This window comes from Aeromonas sp. R5-4 (assembly GCF_040908215.1).
In the GTDB taxonomy this organism is placed as follows: Bacteria; Pseudomonadota; Gammaproteobacteria; order Enterobacterales; family Aeromonadaceae; genus Aeromonas; species Aeromonas veronii.
Map to the genome: position 1 here is coordinate 45,183 of NZ_JBFODG010000017.1, position 21,768 is coordinate 66,950.

18 protein-coding genes are annotated in these 21,768 nt (G+C 58.9%); 10 read left to right on the forward strand and 8 right to left on the reverse strand.

From position 1 onward, the window contains the following. Positions 1-189: 189 nt before the first annotated feature. Positions 190-1,431 carry an MFS transporter gene (locus AB5Y83_RS08660; RefSeq protein WP_368175022.1) on the reverse strand — a complete coding sequence of 414 codons (1,242 nt, stop codon included), beginning with the start codon at positions 1,429-1,431 and terminating at the stop codon, positions 190-192. 102 nt (positions 1,432-1,533) lie between these two features. Between AB5Y83_RS08660 and AB5Y83_RS08665 the strand changes: the two genes are divergently transcribed. After that, positions 1,534-2,442 carry a LysR family transcriptional regulator gene (locus AB5Y83_RS08665; RefSeq protein WP_069526923.1) on the forward strand — a complete coding sequence of 303 codons (909 nt, stop codon included), beginning with the start codon at positions 1,534-1,536 and terminating at the stop codon, positions 2,440-2,442. A 128-nt stretch (positions 2,443-2,570) separates the two neighbouring features. Next, positions 2,571-3,020, forward strand: a complete 450-nt coding sequence (locus AB5Y83_RS08670; protein ID WP_368175023.1) for a hypothetical protein — start codon at positions 2,571-2,573, stop codon at positions 3,018-3,020. Positions 3,021-3,111: 91 nt separating this feature from the next. Here the strand turns inward: AB5Y83_RS08670 and parC are convergent, their stop codons facing one another. The 6 genes from parC to nudF form a co-directional block, all read right to left on the reverse strand. Further along, positions 3,112-5,406 (reverse strand): DNA topoisomerase IV subunit A, encoded by a 2,295-nt coding sequence (gene parC / locus AB5Y83_RS08675; RefSeq protein ID WP_069526924.1) that lies wholly within the window; start codon positions 5,404-5,406, stop codon positions 3,112-3,114. A gap of 83 nt (positions 5,407-5,489) precedes the next feature. Next, positions 5,490-7,400 (reverse strand): DNA topoisomerase IV subunit B, encoded by a 1,911-nt coding sequence (gene parE, locus AB5Y83_RS08680; RefSeq protein ID WP_368175024.1) that lies wholly within the window; start codon positions 7,398-7,400, stop codon positions 5,490-5,492. A gap of 132 nt (positions 7,401-7,532) precedes the next feature. Continuing rightward, complete coding sequence (locus AB5Y83_RS08685) at positions 7,533-8,120, reverse strand: YqiA/YcfP family alpha/beta fold hydrolase (protein WP_227274418.1); 588 nt, start codon at positions 8,118-8,120, stop codon at positions 7,533-7,535. Between the two features lie 12 nt (positions 8,121-8,132). Continuing rightward, on the reverse strand, positions 8,133-8,951 hold the full coding sequence (cpdA, locus tag AB5Y83_RS08690; RefSeq protein WP_368175025.1) for a 3',5'-cyclic-AMP phosphodiesterase: 819 nt from the start codon (positions 8,949-8,951) through the stop codon (positions 8,133-8,135). Between the two features lie 22 nt (positions 8,952-8,973). Then, positions 8,974-9,423 (reverse strand): DUF1249 domain-containing protein, encoded by a 450-nt coding sequence (locus tag AB5Y83_RS08695; RefSeq protein WP_042052480.1) that lies wholly within the window; start codon positions 9,421-9,423, stop codon positions 8,974-8,976. A gap of 108 nt (positions 9,424-9,531) precedes the next feature. Continuing rightward, the gene (gene nudF, locus AB5Y83_RS08700) at positions 9,532-10,173 is read right to left on the reverse strand and encodes an ADP-ribose diphosphatase (protein WP_064335385.1); all 642 of its coding nucleotides are present in this window, start codon (positions 10,171-10,173) and stop codon (positions 9,532-9,534) included. 304 nt (positions 10,174-10,477) lie between these two features. On the opposite strand from nudF, the gene tolC reads away from it, so the two are divergent. After that, positions 10,478-11,797 carry an outer membrane channel protein TolC gene (gene tolC, locus AB5Y83_RS08705; protein ID WP_368175026.1) on the forward strand — a complete coding sequence of 440 codons (1,320 nt, stop codon included), beginning with the start codon at positions 10,478-10,480 and terminating at the stop codon, positions 11,795-11,797. Between the two features lie 116 nt (positions 11,798-11,913). Here tolC and hldE read toward each other — a convergent pair whose 3' ends face one another. After that, positions 11,914-13,341 (reverse strand): bifunctional D-glycero-beta-D-manno-heptose-7-phosphate kinase/D-glycero-beta-D-manno-heptose 1-phosphate adenylyltransferase HldE, encoded by a 1,428-nt coding sequence (hldE, locus tag AB5Y83_RS08710; RefSeq protein ID WP_368175027.1) that lies wholly within the window; start codon positions 13,339-13,341, stop codon positions 11,914-11,916. 204 nt (positions 13,342-13,545) lie between these two features. On the opposite strand from hldE, the gene lpxL reads away from it, so the two are divergent. From lpxL to AB5Y83_RS08745, 7 genes are all read left to right on the forward strand, one after another. Beyond that, positions 13,546-14,469 (forward strand): LpxL/LpxP family Kdo(2)-lipid IV(A) lauroyl/palmitoleoyl acyltransferase, encoded by a 924-nt coding sequence (lpxL, locus tag AB5Y83_RS08715; RefSeq protein ID WP_368175028.1) that lies wholly within the window; start codon positions 13,546-13,548, stop codon positions 14,467-14,469. A 626-nt stretch (positions 14,470-15,095) separates the two neighbouring features. Next, positions 15,096-17,018, forward strand: coding sequence for a PTS mannitol transporter subunit IICBA (locus AB5Y83_RS08720; protein WP_021231686.1), 1,923 nt, complete (start codon positions 15,096-15,098; stop codon positions 17,016-17,018). Between the two features lie 37 nt (positions 17,019-17,055). Next, on the forward strand, positions 17,056-18,201 hold the full coding sequence (locus AB5Y83_RS08725; protein WP_368175029.1) for a mannitol-1-phosphate 5-dehydrogenase: 1,146 nt from the start codon (positions 17,056-17,058) through the stop codon (positions 18,199-18,201). A 133-nt stretch (positions 18,202-18,334) separates the two neighbouring features. Then, positions 18,335-18,856, forward strand: coding sequence for an MltR family transcriptional regulator (locus AB5Y83_RS08730; RefSeq protein WP_005335907.1), 522 nt, complete (start codon positions 18,335-18,337; stop codon positions 18,854-18,856). Positions 18,857-19,046: 190 nt separating this feature from the next. Next, positions 19,047-20,834, forward strand: a complete 1,788-nt coding sequence (locus AB5Y83_RS08735) for a sodium:proton antiporter (RefSeq protein ID WP_323892959.1) — start codon at positions 19,047-19,049, stop codon at positions 20,832-20,834. Further along, a complete protein-coding gene (locus AB5Y83_RS08740) occupies positions 20,831-21,403 on the forward strand; it encodes a DNA-J related domain-containing protein (RefSeq protein WP_323892962.1) in 573 nt (190 codons plus the stop codon). The genes AB5Y83_RS08735 and AB5Y83_RS08740 overlap by 4 nt, the downstream gene beginning before the upstream one ends. Positions 21,404-21,467: 64 nt before the next feature. Further along, positions 21,468-21,716 carry a hypothetical protein gene (locus tag AB5Y83_RS08745; protein ID WP_005363113.1) on the forward strand — a complete coding sequence of 83 codons (249 nt, stop codon included), beginning with the start codon at positions 21,468-21,470 and terminating at the stop codon, positions 21,714-21,716. Positions 21,717-21,768 lie beyond the last annotated feature (52 nt).

Genomic DNA, 21,768 nt, shown 5'->3' on the forward strand with positions numbered 1-21,768 from the left:
GGGCCAACCATTTCAGTGGCCCCTGCCAGCGCGAACGATTGAATCAGCGGCATTGCTGTTAATGTAAAGGGCCCCGCCATCATGGATGGCGGGGCCCTCTCTTTTGGCTGGATGGATGACCCGCGTCTGGCTGGCGAGCCCCCGTTAAGGCTTCGTCAATCAAGCCCATTTCCCTACAGGTCTCGTTTCTCAAACATCCGATTTTGGGGTTCCCAAACGCAGCAGCTTGAGCAATCGATATAGAAAAAGTGGCTGAATAATCGTCAACACTATGGTTAGCCAAGCCAATAGAGTTATGCTGCCAAGGTGACCATCGACATTTGTTAAAATCATCGAAGAGACGACGGCAGCCGAGCCACTGAATATATGTTGAAAAACATTTTGTAATGACATGAATCCCGCCCTTTCCCAAGGCGCTGCCACTTGACTATTAACAGCAGCAACGGTGATCGTTCGGGTCGATGTAACCACCATGAATAACGTGAAAATCACTATGGTCGGCAACCAAGGCTCATGCAAAAAACCATCCCAAACAACCGCTATCGTCAATGCCCCCATCAAAATCGTCACTTTCATCGCACCAAAACGGTCAATAAACAATCCGCCAAGCTGCATTGAAAACAGGCTAAAAATGCCGCCCATGACATAGTAATGACTCATATCACCACGAGGGACATCAAGGTTAAATTGAAAATAAGCAGCTATGTTGGGAACAATAAGGAAGGTGCTGAAAATTGCCAACCCAAGTGCCATAAACGCATTCAACACCACAGGTCGCTTCAACATTTCAATGGATGAAAAAGCCTTCTGGTTCAATCCCAAGTGGGCCGTCATTCCAGGCAGCCTTGTATATACCGCCATGCAGACACACAATCCCAAGCCACCTAAAACATAGAAAGGCGCACTCCATCCTTTTAACATTGCCAGCTCCAATCCCAACGGCACACCGGCAATTGCTGACAACGAAAATGCCCCCATCACGATGGCCATTGCTCGGCCACGTTGCTGTACAGGCGTGGCATCCACAACGATCGCCAGAGCAATGGATGTTGCAGGGCCAGCAAACACACCGGCCAGCAAGCGGGTAAAGAATAAACTTTCCATATTCCATGCCAATGCACAGGCCCAAGTGGATAGCGAGATCCCCAACAATGTGATCAGTGCGACATGCTTTCTATCGAATCGGTCGAGATATCTGGCACATAACAACGATGATAGTGCGGCGGCCAGTGCATACCCACCACCTAAATATCCTATATAGGTTGGACTTATATTTAGTGCGCGAGATAAATCAGGCCCAAGCGGCATAATCATCATAAAATCAAGCGCACTGACCAATTGAATCAATGCGGCCAACCAAACAACGTTAAAATCCATAACCGAACGATTATCGTGAGTTTTTTCACTCATATTATTTTCATCTAGCATCATAGTGTTTACTCTCAATCTTTAGAGATAAAAAGTATACCCACTATCACATTTTAATTTTATTCGTTAAAATGGCATGGATTGTTATCAGATTAGGGATAATCAATGCGTACCGGCATGGAATTGAATGCGCTGAAGATTTTCATTGCAGTGGTTGAAAACAGCAGTTTTGTCGGGGCATCTAAAACCCTTCAAATCCCCACCTCAAATGTGAGCCGCAGTATTTCTCAATTGGAAGAAGCCTTGAACCTTCAACTGATTGAACGCTCAACCCGCCATATGAAGCTCACACAATCAGGGCAACTGCTCTATACCCGAGTAAAACCACTGCTGGAATCACTGGAGCAAACCGAGGCTGAATTGACATCACAGCAGATTCAGCTGAAAGGTCCATTACGCATCTGCATCCCCAATGAGGCTGGGCCAAAACTGCTCGGTACTGCCATTGCCGACTTTGCCTGCCAGCATCCTGAAATAACGATCAGCTGCATTACCAATCTCTCCGGACTTGAATCATTAAGAGAGGATTTGGACATGGCAATCATCATTCACAGAGGCAAGATGGATGATTGCGATTACATAGCCAGCCATTTGACCACCATTCCCTGTACTGTTGTTGGCTCCCCTTCATTGATCCAGAAGTGGGGGCTTCCCAACCACACATCACAACTCAAAACTCTCCCCTGCATAACAACGGTGAGCGCTCTGAAAGGGATGCCTTGGCAATTTACTCGCACGAACAGTGAATTTTCCACCATCCAGGTGAATGAACACTACCGGGTCAATAGTGGCGAACTGGCGTTAAAAGCAGCAATAGCCGGTGTAGGTTTTGCCATTCTTGCCAAGGTATCTTGCCAGGAGTTTATTGATGATGGCAGCTTGGTTGAAATTGAACTTGAGCTACCCGCCGCCCCATTGCAGTTGTTTGCTGTTTATGCAAATCGCCAATATCTTCCTGCTAAAACGCGTGTATTTATTGACTTTATACGGCGAAATATCATGAATTATAAGTAGCTGTTAGAATTTGATATTCATCACAACTTAAGAAAACAAATTTAATCCTCCATTGAGCCCCGTCCAATCCCAACTTATAATTCCAATTATCTTTTCCATCAGACAACCATGATAAATGGAGAACAATCATGAGAAATATATTATTACTTTCATTAATTATGCTATCAAGTACTGTAAGTGCTGGTAGATTAGAACTAACAGACAGCATATTACATGTAGGCGATAACTACATGGCATCATGGGATGCTCCAACCCCCATAGGAAAAAACCTTGAATTAGATTTCGAATTATCTCCCAGACCAGATAATTACATTATTCTTTCTTTTGATGCCTATCAAGTATCACCATCTACAAATGGCCTTCATGGAAATCACATTTATATAAACAACCAATTTTACGCCAAATTCACGGACCCCAATAATGTATCCGAAAATGAATGGAAGCCATATTACTTTGTAATTGATAAGCGATACTTTAACAAGGGGGGCAACATCATTACAATAGAAGCCAAAAATGCGACAGGAACAACTGACGTTGATGACTTCATGATTAAAAACATAATCTTATACATTCAATAAACCTCTGTTGATATAACACACCACAGAATATCTATTTCCCTTAGATTTTTCTTCTAATAAAGAAGGGCGCTTTCGCGCCCTTCTATATTAATTACCCTTCCTGATTTTCCCCGGCTGCCGGTTCAGCACCGGCGGCGGGTTCAATCTCGATACGATCGACACGCTGCAAACCGCGGGGCAGCTTGGCGCCGCGGCGGCCGCGCTCGCCGCGGTAGTAGTCGAGATCAGATGGCTTGAGGGTCAGCTTGCGCTTGCCGGCAAACAGGGTGACCGACTGACCCTGCGGGATCACGGCGGCCATCACCACAAACTCCTCCCGCGCCTTGACGCGAGCAGAGGGGATGCTGATGAGCTTGTTGCCCTTGCCCTTGCCGAGCACCGGCAGGGTGTTCATCGGGAACAGCAGCATCCGCCCCTCGTTGGAGATAGCCATGCAGAGATCGGTCTCCGGCGAGCCAATCTTCTGGGGTGCCATCACCAGACCCCCTTCCGGCACGGTAAGCAGCGCCTTGCCGTTCTTGTTCTTACCGATGAGGTCGTCATAGGTGCAGACAAAGCCGTAACCGGCGTCGCTGGCGATCAGATACGGCTCGCCTTCGCTCCCCATCACCAGATGACGCACCTCTTCACCGGCGCCCAGTGCAAAGCGGCCGGTGAGCGGCTCGCCCTGACTGCGGGCGGAGGGCAGGGTGTGCGCCTCCAGCGAGTAGGTGCGGCCAAAGCTCGACAGGAACACCGCCTGCTGGTTGCTGCGGCCAAAGGCGTGGGCCAGATAGCTGTCCCCCGCCTTGTAGGAGAGCCCCTCGACATCCACGTCGTGGCCCTTGGCGGCGCGCACCCACCCCTTGTCGGAGAGGATGACGGTGACCGGCTCGCTCGGCACCAGCTCTTTCTCGGTCAGCGCCACGGCGGTGGCACGCTCCACCAGCGGGGTGCGGCGATCGTCGCCGTACTTCTCGGCATCGGCCAGCAGCTCTTTCTTGAGCAGGGTGTTGAGACGGCGCTCGGAGCCCAGGATCAGCTCCAGCTTGTCGCGCTCTTCGGCCAGCTCGTTCTGTTCGGCGCGCAGCTTGAACTCTTCGAGCTTGGCCAGATGGCGCAGTTTCAGCTCGAGGATCGCTTCGGCCTGGGTCTCGGTAATGTTGAAGCGCTCCACCATCACCTTGCCCGGCTCATCCTCGGTACGGATGATCTCGATCACCTCGTCGATGTTGAGGTAGGCGATCAGCAAGCCTTCGAGGATGTGCAGGCGAGCCAGCACCTTGTCGAGGCGGAACTGCAGACGGCGACGCACAGTCTCGCGGCGGAACTGGATCCACTCGCTGAGGATGGTCTTGAGGCACTTCACCTGCGGCCGGTTGTCGAGGCCGAGGATGTTGAGGTTGACCCGGTAGTTCTTCTCCAGATCCGTGGTGGCGAACAGGTGGGCCATCAGCCCCTCTACATCCACCCGGTTGGAGCGCGGCACGATCACCAGACGGGTCGGATTCTCGTGGTCAGACTCATCGCGCAGATCGGTGACCATCGGCAGCTTTTTCGCCACCATCTGGGCGGCGATCTGCTCCATGATCTTGGCGCCGGAGGCCTGATGAGGCAGCGCTGTGATGACGATGTCGCCATCCTCCTCGCTCCAGACCGCCCGCTGCTTGATGGAGCCCTTGCCGGTCTCGTAGATTTTGCGGATATCGTCGCGCGGGGTGATGATCTCGGCGTTGGTCGGGTAGTCCGGCCCCTGAATGTGCGCCATCAATGCATCGAGACCCGCATTGGGGTTGTCGAGCAGCTCGGCACAGGCGTAGGCCACTTCCCGCGCGTTGTGGGGCGGGATATCGGTCGCCATGCCCACCGCGATACCGGTCACCCCGTTGAGCAGGATGTGCGGCAGACGGGCGGGCAGCACTACCGGTTCCTTCATGGTGCCGTCGAAGTTCGGCGTCCACTCCACCGTGCCTTGCCCCAACTCGGAGAGCAGCAGCTCGGAGAAGCGGGACAGCCGCGCCTCGGTATAACGCATGGCGGCGAAGGACTTGGGATCGTCCGGCGCACCCCAGTTACCCTGACCGTCCACCAGCGGGTAGCGGTAGGAGAAAGGCTGGGCCATCAGCACCATGGCTTCATAACAGGCGCTGTCGCCGTGGGGGTGGTACTTACCCAGCACGTCACCCACGGTACGGGCAGACTTCTTGTGCTTGGAGAGCGCCGACAGCCCCAGCTCGCTCATGGCGTAGATGATGCGCCGCTGCACCGGTTTGAGGCCGTCGCCGATATGCGGCAAGGCCCGATCCATGATGACGTACATGGAGTAGTTCAAGTAAGCCTGTTCGGTAAAGGTGCGCATTGGCTGGCGCTCTACCCCGTCCAGACTGAGCTCGATAGCATCACTCATGTGATTTTCTCTTTCGGTTCGGGAGCCGCCACAGGGCGACTCCGGCTAAATGCTTGCTGGCCCTGTGCGGGCCAGCCGACGGCTTAAATGATGGCGAGGTTACCCTTCTCTTCGAGCCATTCGCGGCGATCGCTCGCCCGCTTCTTGGCCAGCAGCATGTCCATCAGCTGCAGGGTCTCGTCAGCCGCATCCCCTTCGCTCTCTCCTGCCGGCTCCATGGTGAGCTGCACCAGACGGCGGGTGTTGGGATCCATGGTGGTTTCCCGCAGCTGTTTCGGGTTCATCTCACCCAGACCCTTGAATCGGGTCACCATCACCTTGCCTTTCTTCTTCTCGGCCTCGACCCGCTGCAACACGCCGTTCTTCTCGTCCTCGTCGAGGGCGTAGTAGACCTCTTTACCGATATCGATCCGGTAGAGGGGCGGCATGGCCACATAGACGTGGCCCTTCTCCACCAGCGTGCGGAAGTGTTTCACAAAGAGGGCGCAGAGCAGGGTGGCGATGTGCAGACCGTCCGAGTCCGCATCCGCGAGGATGCATACCTTGCCGTAGCGCAGGCCACTGAGATCCTCGGAGTCGGGGTCGAGCCCGATGGCGACCGAGATATCGTGCACTTCTTGCGAGGCGAGCACCTGACCGGCCTCCACCTCCCAGGTGTTCAGGATCTTGCCGCGCAGCGGCATGATGGCCTGAAACTCGCGATCCCGCGCCTGCTTGGCACTGCCACCCGCGGAGTCACCCTCCACCAGGAACAGCTCCCCCTGCATGGGGTCAGCGCAGCCGCAATCGGTCAGCTTGCCGGGCAGCGCCGGGCCTTGCGTTATCTTCTTGCGCACCACCGTCTTGGCAGCGCGCATCCGGCGCTGAGCGCTGGAGATGCAGAGCTCGGCGATCTGCTCCGCCAGCTCGGTGTTGCTGTTCAGATAGAGGCTGAAGGCATCCTTCACCACGCCGGAGACGAACGCCGAGCTCTGACGGGAGGAGAGGCGCTCCTTGGTCTGACCGGCGAACTGCGGATCCTGCATCTTGATGGAGAGGATGTAGGCGCAGCGATCCCAGATATCTTCCGGGGTCAGCTTGACCCCGCGCGGCAGCAGGTTGCGGAACTCGCAGAACTCGCGCATGGCGTCGAGCAGACCCTGACGCAGACCGTTGACGTGAGTACCGCCCTGCGCAGTGGGAATGAGGTTCACATAGGATTCGGCGAGGCATTCGCCCCCTTCCGGCAACCAGCAGAGTGCCCAGTCCACCGCCGACTGTTCGGAGCTGAACGAGCCGATAAAGGGCTGCTCCGGCAGGCAGGTGTACTGCTTGACCGCGTCGACCAGATAATCCTTGAGGCCATCTTCGTAGCACCACTCCAGCTTGATGCCGGTGTTCTTGTCGAGGAACTTGATGGTGAGGCCAGGGCAGAGCACGGCCTTGGCTTTGAGCAGGTGCTCCAGCTTGGTGACCGAGAATTTGGGCGAATCGAAGTAGCTCGCCTGCGGCCAGAAGCGCACCCGGGTGCCGGTATTGCGACGACCGCAAGTGCCGGTGATGGTCAGCTCCTGCACCTTCTCGCCACGCTCGAAGGCGATGTCGTAGACCTGACCGTCGCGGCGCACCGTCACCTCGACCCGATCGGAGAGGGCGTTTACTACCGAAATACCCACCCCGTGCAGACCGCCGGAGAACTGGTAGTTCTTGTTGGAGAACTTGCCGCCCGCGTGCAGCTTGCAGAGGATCAGCTCCACCCCGCTGACCCCCTCTTCCGGGTGGATATCGACCGGCATGCCGCGGCCGTCGTCGATCACTTCGAGGGACTGGTCTTCATGCAGGATCACCTCCAGATTACGGGCGTGACCTGCCAGCGCTTCATCGACGCTGTTGTCGATGACCTCCTGGCCGAGGTGGTTGGGCCGGGTGGTGTCGGTATACATGCCGGGGCGGCGACGCACCGGTTCAAGGCCATTGAGGACCTCAATGGCATCCGCATTGTATTGAGTAGACATGGAGGGCCTTGCGAATTGACGTTTGGAGGGAATCTTAACTGCTAGGCGGGGGTAGAACAAACTCCCCGCACCGAAAGCTTGATCTGGAGAAGAACAAGCAGGGCGAGACCGCCCTTATTGACTCAAACCTGACTATAACCCGAGGAAACGGATGATCTGAGCTGGGTAGCGCTCGAACGCGACAAAGGCGTGGTTTCCGCCGCACTCCAGCGAGAGGCGGGCAAAGCGGTATTCGTCCAGCGCCTTGCGATAGTCGAGCACCTCATCCCCCTGCTGTTGCAGGATCCAGAGTCGCTCCGGCGCCGTCACCGGAACCGCCAGTGCCCGCAGCTCGTCCATATGTTCAGGCAGCAGCTCGTACTGCTCACCCGTATAGGGATTGGTCTGGGGGCCAAGGTAGTCACAGAGCAGCTCGTGCGGGCGCACCGCCGGATTGATCAGCGCCGCGCGGCAGCCGTACTGCTCGCTCACCCGGGTCGCCATAAAGCCGCCGAGGGAGCTGCCCACGGCGCCGAGCTTGAACCCGCTGCCATAACGACGCTGCAGATCGGCAATGGTCTGCTCGATAGCCGCCCAGGCCGCCGCTGGCGTATTGGGCTGGGCTGGAATGATCACCTCGATGTCGGGCCGATTGGCGGCCACCCAGGCAGCCATCTGCTGCGCCTTGGCGGAGCCCGGTGAGGAGTTGAAACCGTGCAGATAAAGGAGAACCGATTTCATGGAATGCTCTCCTCAATAACCGGTGGCGTCGGGGTCGGGCACAAACTGCCCCACCGGCAGGCGCCACACCTCGCTGGCCACCCGCCCATCCGGATAGAGGGTGAGATAGCGCCAGCCCGGGCCGGATTCATCCAGCGCAAAGCCATCAGAGAGCGGTTTGAACTGAATGCAGGTGGAGGGGCTGGCAATCAGCCGCCCCCCGCGTTGCACCTCGTCAAACTCCTGATGAACGTGGCCGAACAGGATGGTCTTCTGCTGCGGATGACGGGCCAGTACGGCGAACAGGTCATCGGCATTCTTGAGATTGTGCTGATCCAGCCAGGCGCAGCCCACCGGTACCGCCTGATGGTGCAGGGTGATAAGAGCGTGGCGATCAGGATATTGGCGCAGGGCACGGTCGAGGGCGGCCAGCTGGTGATCGCCAATCATGCCGTGAGGTTTGCCGCGCACCTGGGTGTCGAGCAGGATCACCTGCCAGTGGTCACCCACCAGCTGCTTGGATTCGCTGATCCCGGCGGCATGGAGATATTCGGTCATCAGCGGGCTGTCATCGTGATTGCCGGGCAGCCAGTAGATGGGGCGGCCCAGGGGCGCCATCATGGAGGCGAAACGCTGATAGGATTCCGGGCTGTGATCCTGCGACAGATCGCCGGTCGCCAGAATCACCTCGTAGGGGTGTTCATTGGCCTGCACCTGTTCCAGCACGGCGGCCAGACTCTCTGCGGTACGCACAGCCAACAGCCGCCCTTCGGCACTCGCGAAGAGGTGGGTGTCGGTAATTTGCAACAGGCGCACACTGCCGTCCTGCGCCTGGGGGAGCTCTGTTTCCAAAATCACGCTTCTTTTTATTTGTTCAACTGGAGATATTGATCGGGCTGGTACCATGTCTGAGACAAAATTTTAGCCATTCGGCCAGAAACAGATTTACCTGCTCCTTTTCGTCCCGCTGGTGCATCTTTTTATTGGGATAATCATAACGTGGTTGCAAACGGGAAATCTGTTGCGCTGCACACACTTCCGCCATCCGCACATCATGATACAAACGAATCTCTATCTGAGCTTGTAAATATTCGGGCAATTCGGGGTTGTGCTGGCTCAGGATCACCTGATTGGTGAAGCGACTCTCGCCAATGATGGTGAGCTGGAACTGCAGATCGTTGCCGACCCGATAGCGGCGCTCGGCTCCCACCTCCCCATCTGGCGGCAGCAGTTTCATCAATGCCATGTAGTTGACCTCGCAAGTTCTCTGCAAAGACATCAAATCCGGCACATAACGTTTGGTCCGGGATTGAACTAACGGCATCGCAAAGCTCCATCAATCAACACCCGTGAGTAGTTGACCTCGCAGGTACGCTGCAAGGACATCAGATCAGGCACATAGCGCCTGCTCTGTTGCAGGGTCAGCGCCACCTCAGCGATCCGCCAGCCAGCGGGCGCGCAGCTCGCCATGGTTGAGGGCCAACCACTGCAGGGCAATGACCGAGGCCGCATTGTCGATGCGTCCCTCTTTGAGCCAGGCGTAGGCCTGTTCGCGGCTCACCACATGCACCCGGATATCCTCGCCCTCATCCGCCAGACCGTGCAGACCACTCGCCTTGCTGGCATCTACCTCGCCCACAAAGACCTCGATCCGCTCGGTGCTGCCGCCCGGGCTCACCAGATAGCTGATGGCATGCTCGCAGCGGGCCACCTCGATCCCGGCCTCTTCCACCGCTTCGCGGCGCACCACCGCCTCGGCGGTCTCACCTTCGTCGATGATGCCGGCCACCAGCTCCAGCAGCCAGGGGGTCGGACTGGTCTCCATGGCGCCGATGCGGAACTGCTCCACCAGCACGATCTGGTCGCGTACCGGATCATAGGGCAGCAGCGCGGCAGCATGGCCCCGCTCGAACAGCTCGCGCACGATGGGTTGGTTCCAGCCGCCCGCAAATAACCGATGCTGCAGACGATAGACATTCACCTTGAAGAAGCCGTTATATCCAGCTGATTTTTCAATGATTTTTACATCATCGGCGGCGTAATGCCGATCTTGCGGCAAGGGTTGCTGCGACATCCGGGGCTCCCGTCAGCTTGACTTGTATCAGTTTGACCATAAAATCCGAGGAACATGAATGAACGTTCATTCACTCGGCGTACCATGGTAATGAGGGGTGGATTTTAGCAGCCACAGACCATTTGGCTAGGCGCGCGGGGAGAAAACTGCGTCCGGTTCTTGACGTTCCCGTCACCGGACCTGAGACTCTTAGCATTAAATTTTGCTTATAGTAGAGTGATTAAGCTGCAATCAAGCTTGGTCGGTGACAATATTTGCCTCTCCAGCAACCAGTTTGGGTTACTACATAAGGTTAAAACGATCTATGAAAAGAACACTTTTGTCAGTCATGGTGTTGCTGGGCGTCAGTGCCGGTGCCCATGCCGAAAACCTGCTCGACATCTACCAGCAAGCCCAGATCAAAGACCCGCAGTTGCTGCAGTCCAAAGCCGTTCGCGACCAGGCCTTCGAGAAGATCAACGAATCCCGTGCTCCTCTGCTGCCCCAGATCGATCTGGGTGCCGGGCTCAATTATCTGCAAAACAAGAACGATACCCAGAGCAATACCAACGCCAAGGGTGAGGTGACGCTGTCGCAATCCCTCTATCGTCGCAGTAACTGGGTCAATCTGGATATCAGCGAGAAGCAGGCCACTCAGTCAGATGTCGCCTACAACCTCGAGATCCAGAACCTGATGGTGCGCACCGCCAAAGCCTACTTTGATGTGCTCAAGGCGATGGATACCCTGGAGTTCGTCCGTGCCAACAAGGTTGCGGTAGAGCGTCAGCTGGAGCAAACCCAGCAGCGTTTCGAAGTGGGCCTGACCGCCATCACCGACGTCCATGAAGCAGAAGCCTCCCGTGACCAGGCGCTGGCTGACGAGATCAATGCCGAAAACTCTCTGGACAACAGCTACGAGACCCTGCGCGAGCTGACCGGTATCGATCACCGCAATCTGGACGTGCTGAACACAGCTCGTTTCAGCCCGCAGAAGACCGCCTTCGGCTCCGACAAGTGGCTGGAGCTGGCGCTGGACAAGAACCTGCAACTGCACAGTGCCCGCATCAGCAAGGACATTGCCAAGGAGCAGATCGATCTGGCCAAGACCGGCCATGAGCCGACTCTGGATCTGGGTGCCGGACTGCAAACCAGCAATACCGATTACAAGCTGGATAGCATTCCAGGCGGCAATGACAATCAGGCCAATATCGGTCTGACCTTCAAGCTGCCCATCTACAGCGGTGGCGCCACCAGCTCCAAGGTGAAGCAGGCTCAATACAACTACGTAGCGGCCAGCGAACTGCTGGAGAAGAACTTCCGCTCGGTGCAGAGCACAGTACGCTCCTCCTACAACAACGTGAACGCCAGCATCGGCTCGGTACGTGCCTACAGCCAGTCTGTGGTCTCCGCCGACAGCGCCCTGAAGGCGACCGAAGCCGGTTACGAAGTGGGTACCCGTACCATCGTCGACGTGCTGGACTCCACTCGCAAGCTGTACGAGGCCAAGCAGAAGCTCTCCGAAGCCCGTTACAACTACATCCTCAATATCCTGAGCCTGAAACAGGCTGCCGGTATTCTGGAAGCGCAGGACCTGGTGGAAGTGAACCAGGGTCTGATGCCAGCCACGGCAAAAGCCAAGGGCTGATAGCCGCTATCGGACATGAAAAAGGCGACCGCAAGGTCGCCTTTTTGTTATCCGTATTTCGGTCGGATTGCAGCCGCCGATAGTGAGCCCCGCCAGATTGCGGGGCCAGCAGCGCGTTAGCCGCGCTCGCGGATCGTCTTGATGATGTCGGTGGTGGAGCAGCCATCCTCGAAGTTGAGAACTCGCACCTCGCCACCATTGGCGGTCACCTCGGCGTAACCGGCGATATCTTCCGGCTTGTAGTCACCGCCCTTGACCAGCAGATCCGGCAGGATCTCGGCGATCAGGCGCTGCGGGGTATCTTCACCAAATGGCACAACCCAATCCACCGCGCCCAGCGCAGCCAGCACCGCCATGCGGCGCTCGGTCGGGTTGACCGGACGACCCGGCCCTTTCAGACGGCGAACCGACTCGTCGGTGTTAACCGCCACGATCAGGCGATCCCCCAGCTTGCCGGCGTTGGCCAGATAGGAGACATGGCCAGCGTGCAGGATGTCGAAGCAACCGTTGGTCATCACTACCTTCTCGCCGCGCAGACGGGCGGCACGAACCGCCACTTTCAGCTGGGCTTCGGACATGACGCCGAAGCCAGTCTCCTGCTCGGTATAGAGGGCGTTGGCCAGCTCGACCGGGCTAACGGTAGAGGTACCCAGCTTGCCGACCACGATACCGGCTGCGGTATTGGCCAGCGCACAGGCTTCGTCCAGGCTCTTGCCTGCCGCCAGCGAGGTGGCGAGGGTCGAGATGACGGTATCACCGGCACCGGTCACATCGTAAACCTCGTGGGCCTGAGCCGGCAGATGCAGCTCCGGCTGACCTTCGCGGATCAGGGTCATGCCGTTCTCGGAACGGGTGACCAGCAGGGCATCCAGCCCGAAACGCTTGACCAGACCCAGCCCCTTGGCGACCAGCTCCTCTTCGCTCTTCACCTTGCCCACCACGGCCTCGAATTCGGACATGTTGGGGGTCAGCAGGGTGGCACCGCGATACTTCTCGAAGTCGGTCCCCTTGGGGTCGACCAGCACCGGAATACCGGCGGCACGGGCGCGCTGGATCATACCGGGCACGTCGTTGAGAGCACCCTTGCCGTAGTCGGAGAGGATCATCACGTCGCTATTCGGCAGCGCCTGCTCGACCTTGCTCATCAGCAGGGTGGCATCGACGGAGTGGAAGGGCTCTTCAAAGTCCAAACGCAGCAGTTGCTGGTTGCGGGACAGCACCCGCAGCTTGGTGATGGTCGGGAAGTCGGCCAGACGAACGAAATCACAGGCCACCTTGACGCCAGCCATCTGACCCGCCAGGGCATCGGCCGCTTCATCCTGACCGGTCAGGCCAAGCAGCACGGCATGAGCGCCAAGGGCGGCGGAGTTGAGGGCCACGTTGGCTGCGCCACCGGGACGCTCCTCAATGTGTTCAACCTTGACCACGGGCACCGGCGCCTCGGGGGAGATCCGACCGGTAGGGCCATGCCAGTAACGGTCCAACATGACATCGCCAACGACCAGAACGCGGGCTTTTTCAAAATCGGGCAGGGTGATCTTCATCTGTATCGACTCTCAAAACCTGAAAAATCAGCGGGCGATTTTATCACACTCTTTTATCCGGTGTAGAAAAAGCCGACCACAGTTGCCGCCGCTGTCACGCGAACCGGACGCAGACCACCCCTCTGACCAGCACACAGCCATTCGCCCCCGCCCCCCCTTTTCGGCTAGAATCCCCCGATTGTATTTGCGAACAAGAGATTAGCCATGGCCCATGACAACGCTCCCCGCCTGGAGCCCCGCCTGTTTCATCCCCGTTACTGGGCCAGCTGGTTCGGCCTTGCCCTGCTCTGGCTGCTGACCCTGCTGCCGTGGCGCAGTCAGATGTGGCTGGGCCGTCAGCTCGGTCGTCTCGCCGCCAGGATATTGAAGTCCCGGGTCAAGATTGCCCGTCGCAATCTGGAGCTGGCGATGCCGGAGCTGACCCGGGATGAGCGGGAGAAACTGCTTAAGGCAAACTTCGAGAGCGTGGGCTGCGCCGTGTTCGAGGTGGGGATCGCCTGGTTCTGGCCAGACTGGCGGATGCGCAACCTGATGAAGGTGGAAGGGGAAGAGCACGTCATCGCCGCCATGGAAAAAGGTCAGGGCATGCTGCTGCTCTCCTGCCACTTCCTGACGCTGGAACTCAACGCCCGCTGTTTCGGGCTGGTGCGCCCCGGGGTCGGGGTCTATCGACCCAACACCAACCCGGTGCTGGAGTATGCCCAGTACCACGGTCGCTGCGCCTCCAACAAATATCTGGTGGACCGGATGGATGTGAAGGGGATGATCAAGGCGCTGCGCAACGGCGACGCCCTCTGGTACGCGCCGGATCACGACTACGGCTCCCACGCCAGCGTGTTCGTGCCCTACTTCGCGGTGGAGCAGGCCGCCACAATCACCGGCACAGCCACCCTGGCGCGGGTGAAGAACACCGTCACTCTGCCCTGCTACAACATCCGCACCAGCGAGGGTTACACCCTGCATATCAGCGCGCCCCTTGCCGACTACCCTAGCGGGGATGACATGGTCGATGCCGCCCGCGCCAACCGCGAGATTGAAGCCGCCGTGCGCAAGGCGCCGGAGCAGTACATGTGGCTCCATCGCCGCTTCAAGACCCGCCCCTCTCCCGAGGATGCCGGCTTCTACTGAGCCGCAGCCCCGACAGGGGCCAGATCGCAAAAACTGACAAACCGCCTGCTGGCGGTTTGTTTTTATCTGCAATCTGACCTGCGCGGCAAACAAGCGCCCCGAACATCTGCCGCTCGATAACATCCTGCATGTTGGCGCCCATTCCCACCAGCCAGCAGCAAAAGAGCCCTCATCACCGACCGTAAAAACTGAAAGCGGGTTACAAATTTATTGATTCATTGATAAACAATGGAGTGTTTCGATAGATCCATCGTCACCACCCGCTGATGAGTAATTGAGTGATTTGTCCCATTCGAATACAAAAACTGAATTTGTGATGCAAATCACCTTTGCGCGAAGGAGCGGCAAAGCTGAATTGGTGATCTAAACCACAAAAAATGGTCATTCAAAACAGAAAAGATCGAAATGTAGCCGAATTACAGCATGGGTATGTGATGTGGATCACTGATTATGGAGGGGGTATGGCTGGGTATCTGAGAGCTGGATCACAAGACACCCCGTTTTCAGCCTAATTTGATATCAAGCTGGTAGATTGAAGTTGCTTAGACGACCGGGATGGAGGTTCGGCAAAACCGGCCATCCCGACTACCACTTTTAATCAAACAGGCTTAAAACGGGGTCCCGACATGTTATCACCGGATACCAAAGTCAAGATACAGAATTTTGGACGCTTCCTGTCCAATATGGTCATGCCCAACATAGGCGCCTTTATCGCCTGGGGCTTTATCACCGCCCTCTTCATCCCCACCGGCTGGCTGCCCAATGAAACCTTGGCCAAGCTGGTCGGCCCCATGATCACCTACCTGCTGCCGCTGCTGATTGGCTACACCGGCGGCAAACTGATGGGCGGTGAGCGCGGCGGCGTGGTCGGTGCCATCACCACCATGGGTGTCATCGTGGGAACCGATATCCCCATGTTTATGGGCGCCATGATGGTCGGCCCGCTCGGTGGCTGGGCCATCAAGCGCTTCGACAAGGCGATGGACGGTCGCGTCAAGAGCGGCTTCGAGATGCTGGTCAACAACTTCTCCGCCGGCCTTATCGGCATGCTGCTGGCCATCCTCGCCTTCTTCGTGATTGGCCCCTTCGTCAAGGTGCTCTCCGGCCTGCTGGCCGGTGGCGTCGGCTTCCTGGTGGAAAACCACATGCTGCCGCTCACCTCCATCTTCGTCGAACCGGCCAAGATCCTGTTCCTCAACAACGCCATCAACCACGGCATCTTCTCGCCGCTGGGGATCCAGCAGGCGACCGAGCACGGCAGCTCCATCTTCTTCCTGATTGAAGCGAACCCGGGCCCGGGCATGGGTGTGCTGCTGGCCTACATGGTGTTCGGTCGTGGTGCGGCCAAGCAGTCCGCGGCTGGCGCCTCAATCATTCACTTCTTCGGCGGCATCCACGAGATCTACTTCCCGTATGTGCTGATGAACCCGCGCCTCATTCTGGCGGTGATCGCCGGTGGCATGACCGGGGTCTTTACCCTGACCCTGTTCAACGCCGGTCTGGTCTCCCCTGCCTCACCGGGTTCCATCTTCGCCGTGTTGTTGATGACGCCGAAAGCCTCCCTGATCGGGGTCGCCCTCTCCATCATCAGCGCCACTCTGGTCTCCTTCCTGGTCGCCGCCGTATTCGTTCGCGCCCAGCAGCCGGAAGCTGACGAGGCCGATGCCCTCGGTGAAGCCACTCGCAAGATGAAAGCCATGAAGGGCGGCAAGCCAGAAACTGCAGCGGCCAAGAAGCCGGGCGGCGAACTGATGGCGGTACGCAATATCGTGGTCGCCTGCGATGCGGGCATGGGTTCCAGCGCCATGGGCGCCGGCATGCTGCGCAAGCGGGTGCAAGCCGCCGGGCTCGATATCAGCGTCACCAACCGCGCCATCGATCAGCTCGATGATCAGGTGGACTGGGTCATCACTCACAAGGATCTGACCGAGCGGGCCCGTCGCCATGCGCCGAACGCTCACCATATCTCGCTCACCAACTTCCTCGACAACGGCCTCTATCAGGAGCTGGTACAGAGCCTGAGCCGCGCCGCCAACGATGACGTTGCCAACCCGCAGCTGCTGGTGGCCGCCAACGACGACAGCTACGAGCCGCAGGCAGCCGAAGTCTTTACCCTGAGCCGTCATGACGTGCATCTAGGACTGAAAGCGGACAACAAGGAGGCCGCCATCCTGACCGCTGGCCGACTGCTGGCCGAGCGCGGCTACGTGGCGCCCGACTACGTCAACGCCATGCTGGAGCGGGAACAGCTGGTCTCCACCTACCTCGGCGAGTCCATCGCCGTGCCCCATGGCACCATCGCCGCCAAGGAGTTTGTGAAGCGTACCGGCATCGTCATTTGCCAGTACCCGGCCGGGGTCGCCTTTGGCGAGGCTGCCGATGAGGTAGCGCGGCTGGTGATCGGCATCGCCGCCCGCAACGACGAACACATGCAGGTGATAACCCGCCTGACCAATGCACTGGATGAACCCGGTCTCATCGACCGGCTGGCCAGCACCACGGATCCCCAGGCCTTCCTGGATCTTCTGGGTGCCGAACAGGCTGCGTAATCATCTTTCATCGTCTTTGGTTTAAGAGGTTAATATCATGAAAACATTGCATTTTGGTGCTGGTAACATCGGTCGCGGCTTTATCGGCAAAGTGCTGGCGGATGCCAGCCATCAGGTCACCTTCGCCGACGTCAACGACACCCTGATCGACCAGCTCAACCACCGTCAGGAGTACAAGGTCCATGTAGTAGGGGCGGATCAGAAGCTGGACGTGGTGCGCAACGTGGCGGCGGTGAGTTCCGCCGGTCACGAGGTGATCGCACGTATCATCACCGCCGATCTGGTCACCACGGCAGTAGGCCCCAACATTCTGGACAAGATTGCCAGCACCCTGGCCAAGGGGCTGCAAGCTCGCTTCGATGCCGGCAACCTGACACCACTCAACGTCATCGCCTGCGAAAACATGGTGCGCGGCACCAGCCACCTCAAGCGGGAGGTACTCAAGTGCCTGCCGGTCGCGTATCATGCCACGCTCGAATCCTGTATCGGCTTCGTCGACTCGGCGGTGGATCGCATCGTGCCGCCCGCCGCGGCTGCCAACGATGATCCGCTGGAAGTGACGGTCGAAAGCTTCAGCGAGTGGATCGTCGATCAGACCCAGTTCAAGGGGGAGCTGCCACAGGTGGCGGGCATGGAGCCCACCGACAACCTGATGGCCTTCGTCGAGCGCAAGCTGTTCACCCTCAACACCGGCCACATCGTCACCGCCTACCTCGGCAAACTGCGGGGCTACCGCACAGTGCGCGAGGCGATCGAAGATCCGGTGATCCGCAGCAAGGTGCGCCGCGCCATGGAGGAGAGCGGTGCCGTACTGGTGAAACGCTACGGCTTCGACCCGCGTCTGCACGCCGCCTACATCGAGAAGATCCTGGCCCGCTTCGCCAACCCCTATCTGGTGGACGAGATTGACCGGGTCGGTCGTCAGCCGCTGCGCAAGCTGGCGGCGGGAGATCGACTGGTGAAGCCGCTGCTGGGCACCCTGGAGTACGGCCTGCCTAACGAGCAGTTGCAGGAAGGGATCGCCGCGGCGCTCCACTATCGCAATGCCGATGACCCGCAGGCGGTCGAGCTGCAACAGCTGCTGGCGGAGCTTGGCCCGGCCAAAGCGCTGGCCCGCGTCACCGGACTGGATGAAGAGAGCGAGGTGGTTCGCACCATCGTCGCCCGTTACGAAACCCTGTAATGACCCTGCTTGCGGCGCATTCAGCCACCACTGATAGCGCGCCAAGCGCTTGAATGGCAAGGGAATGTGCCCCATATGATAGAAACCGGGAGAGAGGCCCACTCTCTCCCTGTCAGCTGGACCCAATGCACCTATGACCACACACCAGGAAGATGAAGTACTGGAACGACTGAACGAGCAGGATGGCCCCCGCGGCTTCTTTCTCGAAGCCGTGACCATCCTGGAAGAGGCGGTCGACTCCCTGATGCGACGCGCGTTCCGTCAGGAGGAGTATGCCGTCAAATACGCCATCGAACCCCTGCTCAACCAGAGCGGCCCCCTCGGCCAGCTGGAGGTGCGCCTCAAGCTCATCTTCGCCCTCGGCCTCATCTCACTCGAGCGCTATCAGGATATCGAAGCCTATATCAAGATCCGCGACTTTCTGGTGCGCGACCCCAAGGATTACCGCTTCAGCGACAAGCCGATCCGCGATCTGCTCGACCGCCTGCACGGGGTCAATCAGGGCGGCATGATGAAGCTGGAGCCTCCCGCCAGCGAAGAGGATTGGGCCTTCTACCAGATGCAGCTCAACCGGCTCGATCAGATGGTGCGCTCCGCACTGGTACTGGCGCTGGCCGACTGTGTCGGCGAGCTCCACAAGGAGAGCCCCATCTAATCCGGCCCCAAGGCCACCCCATCACCACGGTTGGCGTCTGGCTGGCGCCCTGCACACAACCGCCAGCCACCATGACGCCGACTGTCGCACATCTCCCCATCCCGGCCATGACGCCCGCTCCTTCGGGTGTCAATCTGACCAACTTAGCCACTACACTAGCTCCATACTCACTGCCTGAATCGAGGTCTGCATGATTGCCCTCTCTCTGGCCGGGATCGCCCTGGTCTCCGTGCTGGCCCAATGGCTTGCCTGGTCGCTGCGGGTACCCGCCATCCTGTTTCTGCTGCTCACCGGCCTGACTCTGGGCCCGGTCAGCGGCCTGCTCGACCCCGATGCCCTGCTCGGGGATCTGCTGTTTCCGCTGGTCTCCCTGTCGGTAGCCATCATCCTGTTCGAGGGGGCGCTGACCCTCCATCTGGCCGAGCTCAAGGGGATCGGCAAGGTGGTGCGCAATCTCTGCTCCACCGGCATGCTGGTCAGTTTCGCCGTCATCGGCAGCGCCGGTTACTTCCTGCTGGGGCTGGACTGGCGGGTCGCCACCATGCTCGGCGCGGTACTGGTGGTAACGGGCCCTACCGTGATCGCCCCCATGCTCAACGTGATCCGCCCCACCCGGGAGGTGGACCGTATCCTGCGCTGGGAGGGGATCGTCATCGACCCCATCGGCGCCCTGTTTGCGGTGCTGGTATTCGAAGCGGTACGCCTCGGCAGTCAGGGGGATCTCATCGGCCACACCCTGCTGGCTCTGGCCAAAACGGTGGGGGTCGGCTCTCTGATCGGCGTAGTGGCGGGCTGGCTCACCACCCTGCTCATTCGCAAGGACTGGCTACCGGTCAGCCTGCACAAGTTCGGGGTGCTGGCGCTGGTGCTGGTCACCTTCAGCTTCTCCAACTGGCTCAGCCACGAGTCCGGCCTGCTGGCGGTGACCGTGTTCGGCATCTGGCTCGCCAATCAGGAGGGGCTGGATCTGGAGGAGGTGCTGGCGTTCAAGGAGGATCTCGCGGTCATCCTTATCTCCAGCCTGTTTATCCTGCTGGCGGCGCGCCTCGATCTGGCCCAGCTCTGGCAGCTCGGCCCCATGGTGCTGGCGCTGCTCTGCGTGGTGCAGTTCGTGGCGCGCCCGCTCTGTATTCTGGTCTCAACCTGGGGCTCGGATCTCTCCTGGCGGGCTCGCGCCCTGCTAAGCTGGATCGCCCCGCGCGGCATAGTCGCGGCGGCGGTCAGTGCCTCGTTTGCCATCAGCCTGCATCAGGCCGAGATCCCTGATGCCGACAAGCTGGTGCCGCTGGTATTTGCGGTGATCATCTCCACCGTGGTGTTGCAGAGCCTCACTTCGGCCCCGCTGGCCAGCCTGCTCAAGATGCGCCAGAGCGCCCCCAACACCTGGCTCATCATAGGGGCCAACTCGGTGGCGCGGGCCATCGGCCGGGCGCTGGCGGATCAGGGGGTGCCAGTGCAGCTCTGCGATCCTGCCTGGGAGTTCTGCAAACAGGCGCGGATGAGCAACCTGCCCTGCTACTTCGGCAACCCCCAGTCGGAACATGCCGAGCTGCACCTGCCGCTTACCAGCATCAGTACCGTGCTGGCACTCTCCCCCAACCGCCACAACAACGCCCTCGGGGTGCTGCACTTTGCCCACCTCTACGGCGAGGAGCAGGTCTACTCCCTGCGCTCCAGCGAGCAGCACGGCAAGGCCAACCGGGAGAGCGCCACCTTTCGCGCTCGCCAGAACCTGTTCGGCCCCGACATCAACTATGCCAGGCTGAGCAGCCTGCTGAGCCGGGGCGGCCAGATCAAGGCGACCCGCCTGAGCGAGGCGTTCGACTGGGCCCAGTATCAGACCGCCAATCCCGGCGCCATCCCGCTCTTCATCATGGATGGCAAGGGCAAGCCCCAGATCGTTACCGGCCCCGTCACCCCGCAGGCGGGTGAGCTGCTGATCGCCCTGCAGCCGCCCAAAGAACAGAGCGCCGAATGAGCGAAGCCAACCACAATCCGCTGATCGCCCCGCTGCTGGTGCTATTGCAACAGGCGGCGGGAAGCTACAAGGTGCATGAACTGATGGCCGCTCTGCGCCAGCAGGGGGAGATCCCTCGGCTGGCCGACGACGAGCAGCTACAGCTGTTTCGGGTCAACTTCCTGATCATGAACGCCCTCTACCAGCTGCAGGCCGAGCTCTGGCAAGAGGGATGGTGGCTGGTGATCAGCACCCTGGATATCCGGCTCGAACCGCTGGCCGGGAATCAGGAGGCCAACCACGGCTTTACTGTTGGCGAAAATCTGCGTAGCTACTATCTCGACTGGCAGGTGTTCTGGCAGACCGACCGTGCTGAAGTTGAGGCCCTGCTCAACCGCTTCTGGCGCGCTTATGACGGGGAGGGGCACAAAGCCGAGGCGCTGGCCCTGTTCGAGTTGAATGAAGGAACGAGTCAGGAGGCGATCCGCCGCCGCTGGCGGGAGCTGGCATTGCAGCACCATCCGGATCGGGGCGGCAATGCAGAGACCTTTATCCGCATCCGCTGGGCATGGGAGGTCCTGCGGGGATGATCCCGTTGCCGCATATAAAGGGCAGGCATAGACTGGAGCTGGATATTCCCCACAGGAGAGCATCATGACAGTCAGTGAACTTCGTAAGCTCTATCAGCAACAGATCCTGCAAGAGGCTGAAATACTCCACGATGTGGCCATTCCCGGCTGGCTCATCGAATTCAGAGGCAAGGATGGCGCCCTCTACGAGCTGACCGACACCCTCGGCTGCCCGGTCAGTTTCGGCACCGTCGAGCAGGCCCGCGAACATCTGCATCAGGTGGCCGACTGCCCGGTTCAGGTGGAGCACCTCTACCGCTTCTTCGAGCGCTAGCGCCACCCACCGCACAGTAAAAAGGCTCCCGAGGGAGCCTTTTTGTTATTCC